Below are 12,998 nucleotides of genomic sequence, written 5' to 3' on the forward strand. Positions count from 1 at the left end.
GATAGTAGCTTCGGGCTTTTTAGTTGGCGCGTGCGGCCTGCATCGGGCGCAGCACGTTCATCAGTGCGCCATAGGGCAGCAGCATCACGAGGCCGACGATCATTTTTACCGAGAAATCGCCAATCGCCCAGGAAATCCAGCGCGGTGCCGCAGCGGAAAAGACGCCGAGGATTGGCGCCGATTCAAGCGCGAATGGATCGTTCGGGCCGAGGAAGACGAAGAAGGCCGCAAAGGCGAAGGAGAAGAAAATCACCGTGTCCAGCATCGACCCGATGAGCGAACCGACGAGCGGTGCGCGCCACCAGGCCTGCCGGCGCAGGCGGTTGAAGACCGAGATATCGAGCAACTGCCCAGCGAGGTAGGCCGAGCCGGAGGCGATCGCGATACGCGGAACCGAGGTATAGAAGGACAGCGTCACGCCAACGACGAAGCCGGCGAAGACAACCTTGCGGGCAGCCCGCGGGCCGAACTGGCGGTTGGTCAGATCGGTGATGAGGAAGGCGACCGGATAGGTAAAGGCGCCCCAGGTCAGGATGTCGGCCAGGTTGATGCCGGCGAGCTCGGCATGCAGCGGGAACTGGACGAGGAAGTTCGAGGCGACGACGACCAGCGTCATCAGTGCGACATAGATCAGCGTAGAGCGAGTCGTCAGCATTTTTTTATCCTGGGTATGCCACCAGTTCGAGGAACAATCGGCAAAGCAAAAGGCTTGTCCGGATATTATCCGTGCAAGCCTTTTGAAGCCGTATGAAGAAGAAGCGGTCGAAGCTTACGCAGCAGCAGCTTCGGCAGTCTTCTTGACGATCTGGCGACGCAGCAGACGAGCGCGCATCGACAGTTCATTTTCGCTTGCCTTCAGCAGGAAGGCATCGAGACCGCCGCGATGCTCGACGGAACGAAGAGCAGCAGCCGAAACGCGAAGACGATAACGCTGGCCGAGCGCGTCGGAGATCAGCGTAACCTGGCACAGGTTCGGGAGGAACCGGCGCTTAGTCTTGTTGTTGGCATGGCTGACATTGTTACCAGTCAGGACTGCCTTGCCGGTCAATTCGCACATGCGGGACATGGAACACCTATTCTTGTTTTTCTCGGCCATCGGTTGCGGACCCGCGCAAAATCGGGCTACCAATCCAACAGGCCATGATTGGAAAGTTGCGGTTCTATAGTCAGACAGGCCGCGTGCGTCAAGCCAAACCTTGGCGTTTCCCGCAATTCTGTCAAAAAGCTTGTGTTTGCTTCGTCGTGACACAGGCGTATAGACCGTGATGAACGGCTTTACCAGCCGCTTGAATAAGGTTCATTTCATGGCTCATCTGGGCAAACGCATTATTGTTTCCGGGGTCGCGGCGCTGATGGCCATTCCGGCCAGCGCGAGCGAGATCGTGCATCGGACGGAATACAGAGTCTCGCTCGGTATTCTGACGATTGCGCGCGCCGCCTTCCTGACGAAGATCGAGGACGACAAGAGCTACCAGGTGTCGGGTGACATCAGCTCGGCCGGCCTTGCCGATCTCGTTACCAATATCTCCGCCAAGACGAGCGTCGACGGCGTTCTGCGCGGCGACCGACTGCAGGCGTCCCGCTACTATCTCTACTACAAGAGCGGCAAGCGCGCCCGGACATACGAGGTGCGCTACAGCAACGGCAATATCACCTCGACGACGGTGAAGCCGCCCCGAAAGCCTCCGAACAACTGGGTCAACGTACCGGCAAGCGACATGCGCTCGGTCCTCGATCCGATCTCGGGTCTGATCTTCCCCGCAGATGCCAATGTCTGCGCGCAGAAGCTGCCGATTTATGACGGCGAGATGCGCATGGATCTCGTGCTCTCGCCGAAGGGTGCCCAGAATTTCTCGACCACGGGTTTCAACGGCAAGGCGACCGTCTGCAGTGTGCGGTTCGTCCCTCGCTCCGGCTACAAGAAGGGGCGGAAGGATATCGATTATCTGAGCAAGAGCAGCCGGATGGAAATCTGGTTTGCCAAGTCAGACGCGGCAAATGTATATGCTCCTGTTTATGTTCGTATTCCGACGCAATACGGACCGGTGACGATCACTGCTGTAAAGTACGGTGCAAGCTGACGGAGCAGGGGCCTCCGTGAAGGGGGACAGGTGAAGCTTCGGGCAACGCTAATCGGCTTTACGGCCATTCTCATGTGGTCGATCCTGGCGCTGTTGACAGCTGCATCAGGCACCATGCCGCCGTTCCAGCTATCGGCTATCTGCTTTGCCATCGGCAGCATTCCCGGCATCGTCGTGCTGCTCGTCAATCGTTCGCGCCTGGCGCTGCTCAAGCAGCCGGCCAAGGTCTGGGTGACAGGGATCGCCGGCCTGTTCGGGTATCATTTCCTCTATTTCACGGCCATCAGAAACGCCCCGGCCGTCGAAGCCGGGCTGATTGCCTATCTCTGGCCGCTCTTGATCGTCGTCGGATCGGCGCTGCTGCCGGGCGAACGACTGCGCTGGTATCATGTGGCTGGGGCGTTGGCCGGTCTCTGCGGCACCTTCCTGATCGTCGGACGCAACGGCATCAATTTCGATGGCGCCTATGCCGTCGGCTATGGAGCGGCTTTCCTCTGCGCCTTCACATGGTCGGGCTATTCGCTGCTGACACGGCGGTTCGATGCGGTCTCGACCGACGTCGTCACCGGCTTCTGCATCGCGACCTCGATCCTGTCGCTCATTTGCCATCTCGGGCTCGAGACAACCGTCTGGCCGGAAACGGCGTTGCAGTGGATCGCGGTGGTTGGCCTCGGGCTCTTTCCTGTGGGAGCGGCTTTTTATGCGTGGGACTACGGTGTCAAGAACGGCGATATCCAGATCCTGGGTGCCGCAAGCTATGCCGCGCCGCTTCTCTCGACGCTCAACCTCACGCTGTTCGGCTTTGCCGAGCCGAGCTGGCGGATCGCGCTCGCCTGCGTGCTCGTGACAGGTGGTGCCGTGCTTGCGGCAAACGAGATGTTTCGCCGCAAGGCCACGATGGTTGAGCAAGGCGCAATAGCCTAGACGCTGAAAGGCTCTAATCCGCCGGCTTCCAGTCCGGCGGTGCCATTTCGAAGGATGCGAATTCGAAGCCGGGCGCAACCGTGCATCCGACTAGCGTGTAATCGCCCGTTGTTTCGGCTGACTGCCACCAGTTGGCGGGAATGATCGCCTGCGGACGCTCGCCCTTGGGGATGTCAGTCCCAAGGATCAGCGTCTCGCTGCTGGTGCCATCCTCAGAGCAGTGAAGCGCAAGCGGAGCCCCGGCATAGTGGTGCCAGACTTCCGCCGCATCACGGACGCGGTGCCAGTGGGAACGCTGCCCCGCCTTCAGGAGATAGTAGATCGCCGTCGAGTGGCCGCGCGATCCCCCCTTGAGGTCTCGGAACGTCTGCACGTACCAACCGCCTTCGGGATGCGCCTGCATTCCAAGCTCGCGGATAATATCGTCCGGCGACATCAGAAATTGTCCTTGCGCCGGCGGATCTCCGCGAAGACTTCCTCGTTGCTCTTGTTCTCCATCAGCAGGTTGCGACGGATGGCCGGATCGGCGGCGCGCAGGAACGGGTTGGTCTCTTTTTCAAGCGCCAGCGTGGTCGGGATGGTGAACTTGTTCTCGGCCCGCAGAGCTTCGATTTCGGCCGCACGGACTACCAGTCGCTGGTTGTCCGGATCGATGGTGACCGCAAAACGTGCGTTCGACAGTGTGTATTCGTGGCCGAAGTAGATCGCGGTTTCGTCAGGCAGCACGGCAAGCTTCTGAAGCGAGTGCCACATATCGGCAGCCGGGCGCTCGAAAAGACGCCCGCAGCCGAGCGCAAATAGCGTATCGGCGGCAAAAAGCAGCTTGTCGTCGACGAAGTGGTAGCAGATATGCCCGGCCGTATGTCCGGGAGTCTCGATGACCTGTACCGTGTGATCGCCGAACAGGAATGTATCGCCATCGGCCATGGTCTTGTCGAGGCCGGGGATTGCCACCGCCTCGTTGATCGGGCCGATGATCTCGCAGCCATATTGTTCCTTGAGCGCGAGATTGCCTTCGACGTGGTCCGTATGGTGATGGGTTGTGAAGATATGCGAGATCGTCCAGCCGCGGCGGGACGCAGCCTTCTCCACTGCGCCTGCATCCGGAGCGTCGATCGATGCCGTCAGGCCGGTTTCAGGATCGTGCACCAACACACCGAAATTGTCGGAGCGGCAGAGAAAAACGTCTAAATCCAAAGGTTTCATAGTTTCAGGCAGCCTCTTTATCGCGGGTATATCGGGAATGTAGAGGGTCGCGCCTTGAAGTCCAACCGTGCACTGATAACATTTGCCTTGATGCACGCTGATATTGTCGACCTACGCCAGTTCTATCATTCCGACCTCGGGCGCATTGCCGAGCACTCGATCGCTATGGCCCTCTCGTCGCTTTGGGTGCGGCTACCGCAGGAGCGTCTCGTTGGCCTCGGCTACGTGGTTCCCTTCCTCGATCGCTTTCAACCCGACACGGAGCGAACCTTTGCCTTCATGCCGGCCGGGCAGGGGGCGGTGAACTGGCCGGTAGGCGCTCTTTCCTCGACCGCCCTGATCTTCGACGAGGAATTGCCACTGCCGGATTCCTCGATTGACCGGGTGCTGATGGTCCATTCCCTGGAATTCGCCGAAAGCCCGCGGGAAACCCTGAAGGAGCTGTGGCGCGTATTGGCGCCAGGCGGACGGCTGGTCATCGTCGTCCCGAACCGCCGCGGTGTTTGGGCGCGCATGGAACACACGCCGTTCGGCTCTGGACGCCCCTATTCGCGAGGGCAGCTGACGAGCCTTCTGCGCGAGACCAATTTCACGCCCGGCGCGACGGCGGAAGCATTGTTCTTTCCACCCTCGAAGCTGCGCACGATGATGAGCCTGCGCAGTGTCTTCGACCGCGTGGGACGCGCCTTATGGCCGGCATTCTCGGGCGTTATTATCGTCGAGGCGCAGAAGCGGCTCTATCAGGGCCTGCCGGTTGCCGCCCGCGCCTCGCGGCGCGTCTTCGTACCGGTTCTGGCGCCGCACGGTGTTCCAACGACGCGCAGTCGTTAGAGCCTAAAGCCGTGGCACTCGACAAGGGCGCCGTTCCGTTCTATTGCCACGGGGCAATTTCAGCCGAATTTTCCCGGTATTTCCAAGGTCGATCCCATGAGCGAAGAGAAGAGCAAGCCCGTTCCGCGTCCCGGTATTCTGGATATCGCAGCCTATGTGCCGGGCAAGGAACATGCGCCGGGCGTTGCCCGCGTCTACAAACTCTCTTCCAATGAAACACCCCTTGGCGCGAGCCCGAAGGCGATCGAAGCTTTCCGCAATGCCGCCGGCAGTCTCGAGCGCTATCCTGATGGCCAGGCGACGGAACTTCGTGAGGCGATCGCGGCTGTGCATGGTCTGAACCCCGCCAACATCATGTGCGGCAATGGCTCGGACGAGTTGCTCGGCCTGCTTTGCCATGTCTATCTCGGGCCTGGCGACGAAGGCATCATCACCGAGCACGGCTTTCTCGTTTACAAGATCCAGATCATGGGCGCGGGTGCGACGCCTGTCGTCGTCAAGGAGAAGGATCAGACGGTCGACGTCGATGCCATTCTGGCGGCCGTTACGCCGAAGACCAAGATCGTCTTCATCGCCAATCCCGGCAATCCGACGGGTACCTATGTTGCGGTCAGCGAAATCCGCCGTCTTCAGGCATCCCTGCCGAAGCAGGTCGTTCTGGTGCTCGATGCCGCCTACGCGGAATATGTCCGCCGCAACGACTACGAGGCCGGCATCGAGATCGTTTCGTCGAATGCCAACGTCGTCATGACCCGTACCTTCTCCAAGGTCTATGGCCTGGCCGCGCTTCGCGTTGGCTGGATGTATGCGCCGGCAGACATCATCGATGCGGTCAATCGCGTCCGCGGCCCGTTCAACATGAACGCCGCAGCCATTGCCGCGGGTGCTGCAGCCATTCGCGACCAGGCGTTCACGCAGGAGGCCGCCTCCTTCAACCAGATGTGGATCGAGAAGCTGACGGGTGCGCTCGAGGCTCTCGGCCTCAAGGTGACGCCGTCGGTCGCCAACTTCGTGCTCATCCACTTCCCGGATGTCGATGGCAAGCGCGCGCCGGAAGCCGATGAGTTCCTGACCAGCCGCGGCTATATCCTGCGCGCTGTAAAGGGCTATGGCTTCCCGAACGCGCTGCGCATGAGCATCGGTCCGGAAGAGGCGAACCGTGGCGTCATCGAAGCGCTCGGCGAGTTCATGGGACGCAAGTCATGACGGTGCAGTTCGATCGCATTGCGCTGATCGGGATCGGCCTGATCGGCTCTTCGCTGGCCTATGATATCAGGCGGCTCGGTCTCTCAGGTGAGATCGTCGTCTCGACGCGCAGCGCCGAAACGCTGAAGCGAGCGGAGGAGTTGAGCCTGGGCGATCGCTATACGACCTCGTCGGCAGAGGCCGTCAAGGATGCGGACCTGGTGATCGTGTCGGTTCCCGTCGGCGCGTCGGAGAGCGTGGCGAAAGAAATCGCCGGCAGCCTGAAGCCCGGTGCCATCGTCACCGATGTCGGTTCGACCAAGGCATCCGTCATTGCCCAAATGCAGCCGCATATGCCGCCGCACGTGCATTTCATTCCCGGCCATCCTCTTGCCGGCACGGAGAAGTCCGGCCCAGACGCCGGATTCCCCGGGCTCTTCGAAGGGCGCTGGTGCATCTTCACCCCGATCGCCGGAACTGACCAAGCGGCATTGAAAAAGTTGCAGCAGTTCTGGGAAACGCTCGGCTCCAAGGTCGACGAGATGGATCCGGAGCACCACGACAAGGTGCTCGCCATCGTCTCGCACCTGCCCCACATCATCGCCTACAACATTGTCGGCACGGCGGATGATCTCGAGGCGGTGACGGAATCGGAAGTGATCAAGTATTCCGCGTCCGGCTTCCGCGACTTCACGCGTCTGGCCGCTTCCGATCCGACGATGTGGCGCGACGTCTGCCTGCACAACAAGGATGCGATCCTCGAAATGCTGGCGCGCTTCTCCGAGGACCTCGCTTATCTGCAGCGGGCCATTCGCTGGGGCGAGGGCGACAAGATCTTCGATCTGTTCACCCGCACGCGTGCCATCCGCCGTTCGATCATCCAGGCCGGCCAGGACGTCGATGCGCCGGACTTCGGCCGTCCGCATCCGCTCGAAAAGAAAGCCTGAAGGCTCAATTTCAGATCGGCGGGATCGATCCCAACGGAATGAAACCGCCGACCGTGGCATTGCCACGTGCTACAACGAGATCGACGGAAACCTTGTCGCCGCCGCCCGCCAAAGCTTTCAGCAGCTTGGCGGCGGTGTCGACCGTCTTGGCGATTTCAGGGAAGGTCTGCTTGACGCTGTCGCGCCAGGGGCCGAGCTGTTCGATCTCCAGCTTGAATTTGCCCGACAGATAGCCCTCCTCGTCGAAGGAGAAGGGGCCGCTCAGGGTCATGACCTTGCCGTCGCCGATGTCGGCCACGACCTTGCGCAGCTCGCCGCTGGCGCCGTAGAGGCCCTTTTGGTCGCTGCCGTCGATCATGCCGGCCTTGCCGGCCAGCGTCACGTCGGCGCTCGCCGAGAGCTTCGGGAATGCCGGCCAGTCCTTGATGGCGGTATTGGAATCCTTCAGCGAGATCGCGCCATCCAGGTCGCCGTTGTTCTGGCGAAGGTGGATCTCCGTGTGAGCAGCGTCGAAATTGATCGTCTGGCCGGTCTGGGAAACCGCCGTCCCCTTGAGCCCGTCGATGATGGTGGAGGAGCGGTCGATGCCCTTTAGCTTGGTGATCAGGCTGGATTGCAGGTTTGCCCATTCGGCATTGAGCGTCAGGCCGTGGGCGGTGCGGATCTCGGCGGGCGCGTCGAGTTCCCAAACGATATGCCCTGGAGCATAGACCTGGGCTGCGGAGCGCAGCTCGCCAAAACTCGCCGACACGCCGTTGATGTTGTCATCGACATCGACCTTCGAGCAGAACAGGCCGATCCGGAACGGATAGCCGCGGAAGTCGATATCGGCGCATTCGGCGCTGACGCCTGCGCTGTTGCCCGGCGCGATCGCCTTCAGCACCGTCGTTTTCAGCTGCGCGGCGGCATAGAACCAGCCACTCGTATAAAGCGCGATCACCAGGAGGATGATGCAGCCGAGCCACCAGAATTTTCTGCCGCTGCGGGATGGGCTTGACGCTGCCATGATGTTCTCCAAAGGTGACGCGCGAGTGGGAATGTGGGTCTGGCGTGCGATATGGACGAATTTTGGGTGTTTGGCTACGGATCACTGATGTGGAATCCGGGCTTCGAATTTTTGGAGCGTTCTCAGGCGCTTGTCTATGGCTATAGACGGTCGCTCTGCGTGCATTCCTGGGTGCATCGCGGCACGCAGCAGAAACCGGGCCTCGTGCTCGGCCTTGATCGTGGTGGTTCCTGCCGTGGAATGGCCTTTCGGATCGCGCCGGATCAGTGGGGCGAGACAATCGACTATCTGAGGGAGCGCGAGCTCGTAACCAACGTCTATCTTGAGCGTTGCCTGCCCCTCCAGTTGGCGGACGGCCGGAGCAGCAAGGCGGTCGCCTACGTCGTCGATCGAGCGCATACGCAATATGCCGGTGGGCTCGACGCGATCGCGGCGGCGCATGTTGTCCACGGTGCGGAGGGCCGATCAGGGCCGAACGACGCCTATGTCTTCAATACGCTGGCACACCTGCGGGAAATGGGCATTCGCGACCACTGGCTGGAGCAGGTGGTCGGCGAAGTGGAACGACTAAGAAACGCGGCCTGAGTTCAGGCTCTGAGTTCAGGCCGTCGTTGCCTTCGCTTTCTGCAATTCCGCGAGCCGACGAGCGGCGGTCGGCGGGAGCGGCAGGTTCGGGTTGTGCTTGACCGTGTCGACCAGCAGTTCATCGCTCGCCTTCTCGGTCACCTCGATCAGATGCGCGAAAAAGGCATCGGGGTCCATGCCGGGTTGGATTGGCGGCAGGATCCGCACCTTGAAGTGACCGGGGTAGCGCAACGTGCTGCGGCGCGGCCAGAACAGGCCGGGGTGCATGGCGACCGGCACGACCGGTAGCTGCAGGTCGCGGTACATGCGGGCGATGCCGTATTTGTAGAGCGGTTCGGCACCGGGCGGGCGGCGCGTGCCTTCGGGGTAAATGATCAGCTGGCGGCCGGTTGCCAGCTCTTCCTTGGTTCGCCTCAACGCCTCGACCATCACCTTGCCGCGGGCGCCGCGATTGACCGGGATCATCCGCTGCTTCTTGGCATACCAACCGAAGAGCGGGATCCACATCAGCTCTCGCTTCAGAATGTAGACCGGATCCTTGAGCCACGGCAGCAGGGCATAGGTATCCCAGAACGACTGATGCTTCGGCGCCAGGATATAGCCGCCATCGGGCAGATTCTCCATGCCCTCGATCTCGAAGGTCGTGCCGACGATCTTCTCCATCAGCCAGTGGCTCGACAGTGCCCAGTTCTTCGGTATGCGGTAGGCGTCCTTGCGTGGCGCGACGAAATAATAGGGGGAGAGCACGATCATGCGAACGATGAGGTTGGCGTAGAAGATCGTGTTGAAGAGAACGGAACGCAGGGCGATCATTAATTTTCCCGAGGCCAATATCCGCAAGAGGCGGTTGCGCCCTCCTACACGATATTGGCGTTCAGAAAAAGGTTTCCCTCGGCTTTAGCCGGAGACGCCTGCCGAGCGGAGCCCAGGGTGCCGGCCAAGTCCCGTCAGATTGCGCGCGCCGGCGAAGAGCACTTTCGCATATTCGGCGAGCATGACCCGCACGGCGTTGGGATCGGTGAACCAGTCGCTGGTCTTCAGGTCCGTGTTCACAACGGGGTAGGGAATGAACTGCGTTTCGGCGTCGACATAAGCGAGTTCCGCCAGGCTGCGCGGCATGTGGTAGTTGTTGGTGACGACGAGGACGCTCTTGTAGCCGCGCTGGTGGATCCAGTTCGATGCTTCCTGGGCATTGCCGATCGTGTCGAGTGCGTCGTAGCCGACGTCGACGCAGCATGTGAAAAGTTCCGGCGAGGCCTGGGTCATCCTGCGGATCTGCTTCGGCGTGGTTGTCGGATGCACACCCGAAATCAGCAGGCGTTTTCCGGCGCCTTTCTGCAGCAGTTCGACGGCCTGGTCGATTCGCTGGTAGCCACCCGTCAGAACGACGATTGCGTCTGCCCGTGGGTCAAGCGGAGGTTTCAGGGTTGTGACGGAATCGGCAAAGCGCAGGAACCCACCAAAAATCAGGGCGATGGCAAGGATGGAGGCCATGCCGCCCCAGCGCAGCATCCGTCGCACGGGGCCGCGAACAGGTCGCCCGTCGGAGCGAAGAAGCTCCGCTCCAGGGCGAATCGGGGTGCGCGGAATGTGTCCCATGCTCATGAATCGGAAAAATATATGCAGATTGCGGCGGCGAACAGACGCTTTCATGGCAAAAAAGGCATGACAAGCTTAATTCACGAGCCCATCCGCCCGTGTCGGGTCGGAACGCAACGTATCGATCTCGTAAATCGTCCGCATCACCGTCAGCCGTGCCGTGAAGGTCGTCAGCAGGGCGATGACGATCATGGTCGCAAAGATGCCGAGATAGCCCAGCGCGCCGACCGAGAACGTGCCAAAGAGCGCGGTGGCCTGGTCCGTCTGCGGCGTCGCCAAGGTCCGGCTCTGCAAGAAGCCGGCGGTGAGGAAGAACAGCGCTGCAAGGGCGCTCCCAACCGCCGATCCCTTCAGGCTGATCTTCAGGAAGTGCTTCTGAAACTCGTTGGCGACGAAGGAGCTTTCGGCGCCAACGAAATGCAGCACCTCGACGATATGGCGGTTGCCAGAGAGAGCTCCTCGGGTTGCGAAAACGACTGTCAGTACCATGGCCGAGAAGACAAGCAGCAGGATGCCGGTGCCGATCATGACCGTCGTGTGGGCCATCGACACCAGACGGTCGACCCAGGTGCGGTGATCGTCGAGCGAGGCCTGCGGAATGCTCCCCTTGAGCAGTGAGCGCATTGCCTCGAAATCAGGCGGGTTGCTTTCGTCGATGGTGATAATGACAAGCCGCGGGACCGGAAGTTCCTTGATGTCGAGCCCTGTGCCGAGCCAGGGTTCGAGTAGGCGGGCGGTTGCCGCTTCGTCGACGATCTGACCGTCCTTGGTGCCGACGAATGTCAGAGCGAGATCGCGCGCCTGCGCCAGCGTCTTTTCCATGTCCAAGCCCTCATCGGGCCTAATCTGGATGGTGATCTCGCGGGAAATCTGGCTCTCCCAGCTCGCCGCTGTGGAACGCACCATGCTGACGCCGCCGAGCGTCAGGCAGGCGAGAAAGGCCATGATGGCGATCACCACCATTAGCGCATTGCCCTGAATGTTGGCAGACGGCAGGATCGGCGCCGTCGGCCGCACCTTCATCTCCGGCCTCTTCTGACCTTTCGGAGCGGCCTCCGCCGGCGGTTTGGGCGCTGCTTTAGTCATGGATATCGAGGTGCCCTTCCGAGAGAATCATACGGCGGGCTTCAACCTGGTCCATCAGGGCCAGATCGTGGGTGGCGATCACAACGGCCGTTCCGAGACGGTTGAGCTCAAGGAAGAGATTGAGCAGACGGCGGGCCATCGGCGGGTCGACGTTGGCGGTCGGCTCGTCGGCAAGCAGAATCTCGGGACGGTCGATCAAGGCCCGCGCGATCGCGGCGCGCTGCTTTTCGCCGCCCGATAGCACCGGCGGCAGAACGTTGATGCGCTCGCCGAGACCGACCCACTTCAGAAGTTCCAGCACGTCGGTCTTGTAGGAACTCTCGTCCTTGCCACGAACGCGCAGCGGGAGGGCCACGTTCTCATAGGTCGTCAAGTGGTCGAGGAGCCGGAATTCCTGGAAGATGATGCCGACGCGGCGCCGCAGCAGCGGCAGCTCGGGCCGCGGGATATCGGAAATGTCGCGTCCGAACATGCGGATCAGCCCGCGGGTTGGCTGCAGCGATAGAAACAGCAGCCTGAGCAAGGTGGTCTTGCCGGCGCCCGAGGGGCCGGTCAGGAACTGAAACGATTTCTTCGGAATGTCGAACGTCAGGTCCCGGAGAATTTCCGGGCCCATCCCATAGCGCAAACCGACATTTTCGAAGTGGATCAACGATAGATCAGTCTTTTGTTTGTTCACCGCACGACTTGTTAACCAACAGCATTAACAACCAGTAAATTTACGGGAAAGACGCCGCTTTGATGGCGATCTTTGCGAAGCATTAACCATTAAAATTTACGACTGAGGAGGATTCGTTTCAATGCCGGATTTCCGTCCGGCTCGAAACCATGTGGACACCGGAAAGGCCGTCATCATGACCTCCTCCTCGTTCAGACGCCAGGCGCCCGGCCGCAGCTATGATTTTCTGCCGCCCGAGCCGATCAAGCGCGAGGCCCGCCGAGCCCGCCCAGCCGATGTGGCCGATGCCGAATTCGTAGTGATCAACAACCGCTCCCAGGCCTTTGATGCCCGGAGCTTCACTGGCAATCGCCGACGTCCCCCGGCGCCTTCGATGCTCCGGCCGACGTCCCCGCGAGCTTCGATGGAATCATTCGTCCGAGCGGGCGAAGCCTGGCTGCAGCAGGCATCGGTCAAGACTTTCGCCGCCCTGGTGGTCGCGCTTTCGGTGCTGGTGTTTGGTCTCGTCGGTGGCTTCTCCGGCCTCTCTGAAAGCGACGCTGCACCGGCAGAGGCACCGCTGCATTTCTCGCATGTCACGATCACGCCCCGCGAGGCAAACGGGATGCAGGTGTTGCTGATCAACGGCATCATCGACAACCAGAGCGGCACGACGCAGATCGTTCGCCCGATCCGCGCCAACTTTTTTGCCGGCGAGCAGTTGACCGCGAGCATCGTCATCAACCCGCCGGTGGATGTCATCTACGCAGGGCAAAGCCGCGGATTTTCTACGAGAGTCCAATACACCGGTGGAAAAATGCCGGAAATCCGGCTTTCGTTCATGCCCTGAAGGGCTCTAAAGGGGTGTTTCATCGCGCCGTTTGTGGTAA

General features: G+C 61.0%; 16 protein-coding genes. 7 read left to right on the top strand and 9 right to left on the bottom strand.

The features are described from left to right. Positions 1-19 precede the first annotated feature (19 nt). Both AC1DE4_RS25235 and rpmB read right to left on the bottom strand, forming a co-directional pair. Entirely contained in the window at positions 20-655 is a 636-nt protein-coding gene (locus AC1DE4_RS25235) for a queuosine precursor transporter (protein ID WP_025661873.1), read from the bottom strand. A gap of 114 nt (positions 656-769) precedes the next feature. Continuing rightward, positions 770-1,066 (bottom strand): 50S ribosomal protein L28, encoded by a 297-nt coding sequence (gene rpmB / locus AC1DE4_RS25240; protein WP_024316182.1) that lies wholly within the window; start codon positions 1,064-1,066, stop codon positions 770-772. A gap of 238 nt (positions 1,067-1,304) precedes the next feature. Here rpmB and AC1DE4_RS25245 point away from each other — a divergent pair, with 238 nt between their 5' ends. Next, positions 1,305-2,081: a DUF3108 domain-containing protein gene (locus AC1DE4_RS25245; protein ID WP_025661874.1), complete on the top strand. Its 777-nt coding sequence runs from the start codon at positions 1,305-1,307 to the stop codon at positions 2,079-2,081. A gap of 30 nt (positions 2,082-2,111) precedes the next feature. Next, positions 2,112-3,005, top strand: coding sequence for an aromatic amino acid exporter YddG (yddG, locus tag AC1DE4_RS25250; protein WP_477883602.1), 894 nt, complete (start codon positions 2,112-2,114; stop codon positions 3,003-3,005). A 13-nt stretch (positions 3,006-3,018) separates the two neighbouring features. Here yddG and AC1DE4_RS25255 read toward each other — a convergent pair whose 3' ends face one another. Both AC1DE4_RS25255 and gloB read right to left on the bottom strand, forming a co-directional pair. Then, a complete protein-coding gene (locus tag AC1DE4_RS25255; protein ID WP_477883604.1) occupies positions 3,019-3,441 on the bottom strand; it encodes a cupin domain-containing protein in 423 nt (140 codons plus the stop codon). After that, positions 3,441-4,211 (bottom strand): hydroxyacylglutathione hydrolase, encoded by a 771-nt coding sequence (gloB, locus tag AC1DE4_RS25260; protein ID WP_018857773.1) that lies wholly within the window; start codon positions 4,209-4,211, stop codon positions 3,441-3,443. The genes AC1DE4_RS25255 and gloB overlap by 1 nt, the downstream gene beginning before the upstream one ends. A 54-nt stretch (positions 4,212-4,265) precedes the next feature. On the opposite strand from gloB, the gene AC1DE4_RS25265 reads away from it, so the two are divergent. The 3 genes from AC1DE4_RS25265 (at position 4,266) to AC1DE4_RS25275 (ending at position 7,174) form a co-directional block, all read left to right on the top strand. Further along, on the top strand, positions 4,266-5,042 hold the full coding sequence (locus tag AC1DE4_RS25265; protein WP_025661878.1) for a class I SAM-dependent methyltransferase: 777 nt from the start codon (positions 4,266-4,268) through the stop codon (positions 5,040-5,042). A 96-nt stretch (positions 5,043-5,138) separates the two neighbouring features. Further along, positions 5,139-6,248, top strand: coding sequence for a histidinol-phosphate transaminase (gene hisC / locus AC1DE4_RS25270; RefSeq protein WP_025661879.1), 1,110 nt, complete (start codon positions 5,139-5,141; stop codon positions 6,246-6,248). Continuing rightward, positions 6,245-7,174 carry a prephenate/arogenate dehydrogenase family protein gene (locus tag AC1DE4_RS25275; protein WP_062371227.1) on the top strand — a complete coding sequence of 310 codons (930 nt, stop codon included), beginning with the start codon at positions 6,245-6,247 and terminating at the stop codon, positions 7,172-7,174. The genes hisC and AC1DE4_RS25275 overlap by 4 nt, the downstream gene beginning before the upstream one ends. A gap of 10 nt (positions 7,175-7,184) precedes the next feature. On the opposite strand, the gene AC1DE4_RS25280 is transcribed toward AC1DE4_RS25275, so the two are convergent. Continuing rightward, positions 7,185-8,180: a DUF2125 domain-containing protein gene (locus AC1DE4_RS25280; RefSeq protein ID WP_477883607.1), complete on the bottom strand. Its 996-nt coding sequence runs from the start codon at positions 8,178-8,180 to the stop codon at positions 7,185-7,187. Positions 8,181-8,231: 51 nt separating this feature from the next. Here AC1DE4_RS25280 and AC1DE4_RS25285 point away from each other — a divergent pair, with 51 nt between their 5' ends. After that, positions 8,232-8,765 (top strand): gamma-glutamylcyclotransferase, encoded by a 534-nt coding sequence (locus tag AC1DE4_RS25285; protein WP_018857778.1) that lies wholly within the window; start codon positions 8,232-8,234, stop codon positions 8,763-8,765. Positions 8,766-8,780: 15 nt separating this feature from the next. On the opposite strand, the gene AC1DE4_RS25290 is transcribed toward AC1DE4_RS25285, so the two are convergent. The 4 genes from AC1DE4_RS25290 to ftsE all read right to left on the bottom strand — a co-directional run bounded on the left by AC1DE4_RS25290 (position 8,781) and on the right by ftsE (position 12,102). Next, positions 8,781-9,578, bottom strand: a complete 798-nt coding sequence (locus AC1DE4_RS25290) for a 1-acyl-sn-glycerol-3-phosphate acyltransferase (protein ID WP_112824176.1) — start codon at positions 9,576-9,578, stop codon at positions 8,781-8,783. A gap of 84 nt (positions 9,579-9,662) precedes the next feature. Next, on the bottom strand, positions 9,663-10,370 hold the full coding sequence (locus AC1DE4_RS25295) for a YdcF family protein (RefSeq protein WP_025661883.1): 708 nt from the start codon (positions 10,368-10,370) through the stop codon (positions 9,663-9,665). A 69-nt stretch (positions 10,371-10,439) separates the two neighbouring features. Further along, positions 10,440-11,387, bottom strand: coding sequence for a cell division protein FtsX (locus tag AC1DE4_RS25300; RefSeq protein ID WP_245267959.1), 948 nt, complete (start codon positions 11,385-11,387; stop codon positions 10,440-10,442). A gap of 55 nt (positions 11,388-11,442) precedes the next feature. Next, positions 11,443-12,102, bottom strand: coding sequence for a cell division ATP-binding protein FtsE (ftsE, locus tag AC1DE4_RS25305; protein ID WP_007528031.1), 660 nt, complete (start codon positions 12,100-12,102; stop codon positions 11,443-11,445). A 148-nt stretch (positions 12,103-12,250) separates the two neighbouring features. Here ftsE and AC1DE4_RS25310 point away from each other — a divergent pair, with 148 nt between their 5' ends. Next, positions 12,251-12,958 (top strand): membrane protein, encoded by a 708-nt coding sequence (locus tag AC1DE4_RS25310; RefSeq protein WP_025661884.1) that lies wholly within the window; start codon positions 12,251-12,253, stop codon positions 12,956-12,958. The last annotated feature ends 40 nt before the right edge of the window (positions 12,959-12,998 follow it).

The organism is Rhizobium sp. 10N414 (assembly GCF_056394785.1).

Excerpts from the sequence above, each read along its gene's own strand:
- AC1DE4_RS25295 (WP_025661883.1), bottom strand. The coding sequence starts at position 10,370 with ATGAGCATGGGACACATTCCGCGCACCCCGATTCGCCCTGGAGCGGAG.
- AC1DE4_RS25235 (WP_025661873.1), bottom strand. The coding sequence starts at position 655 with ATGCTGACGACTCGCTCTACGCTGATCTATGTCGCACTGATGACGCTG.
- AC1DE4_RS25275 (WP_062371227.1), top strand. The coding sequence starts at position 6,245 with ATGACGGTGCAGTTCGATCGCATTGCGCTGATCGGGATCGGCCTGATC.
- AC1DE4_RS25290 (WP_112824176.1), bottom strand. The coding sequence starts at position 9,578 with ATGATCGCCCTGCGTTCCGTTCTCTTCAACACGATCTTCTACGCCAAC.
- rpmB (WP_024316182.1), bottom strand. The coding sequence starts at position 1,066 with ATGTCCCGCATGTGCGAATTGACCGGCAAGGCAGTCCTGACTGGTAAC.
- AC1DE4_RS25245 (WP_025661874.1), top strand. The coding sequence starts at position 1,305 with ATGGCTCATCTGGGCAAACGCATTATTGTTTCCGGGGTCGCGGCGCTG.
- AC1DE4_RS25310 (WP_025661884.1), top strand. The coding sequence starts at position 12,251 with ATGCCGGATTTCCGTCCGGCTCGAAACCATGTGGACACCGGAAAGGCC.
- AC1DE4_RS25280 (WP_477883607.1), bottom strand. The coding sequence starts at position 8,180 with ATGGCAGCGTCAAGCCCATCCCGCAGCGGCAGAAAATTCTGGTGGCTC.
- gloB (WP_018857773.1), bottom strand. The coding sequence starts at position 4,211 with ATGAAACCTTTGGATTTAGACGTTTTTCTCTGCCGCTCCGACAATTTC.
- AC1DE4_RS25285 (WP_018857778.1), top strand. The coding sequence starts at position 8,232 with ATGGACGAATTTTGGGTGTTTGGCTACGGATCACTGATGTGGAATCCG.
- hisC (WP_025661879.1), top strand. The coding sequence starts at position 5,139 with ATGAGCGAAGAGAAGAGCAAGCCCGTTCCGCGTCCCGGTATTCTGGAT.
- AC1DE4_RS25300 (WP_245267959.1), bottom strand. The coding sequence starts at position 11,387 with ATGAAGGTGCGGCCGACGGCGCCGATCCTGCCGTCTGCCAACATTCAG.
- AC1DE4_RS25255 (WP_477883604.1), bottom strand. The coding sequence starts at position 3,441 with ATGTCGCCGGACGATATTATCCGCGAGCTTGGAATGCAGGCGCATCCC.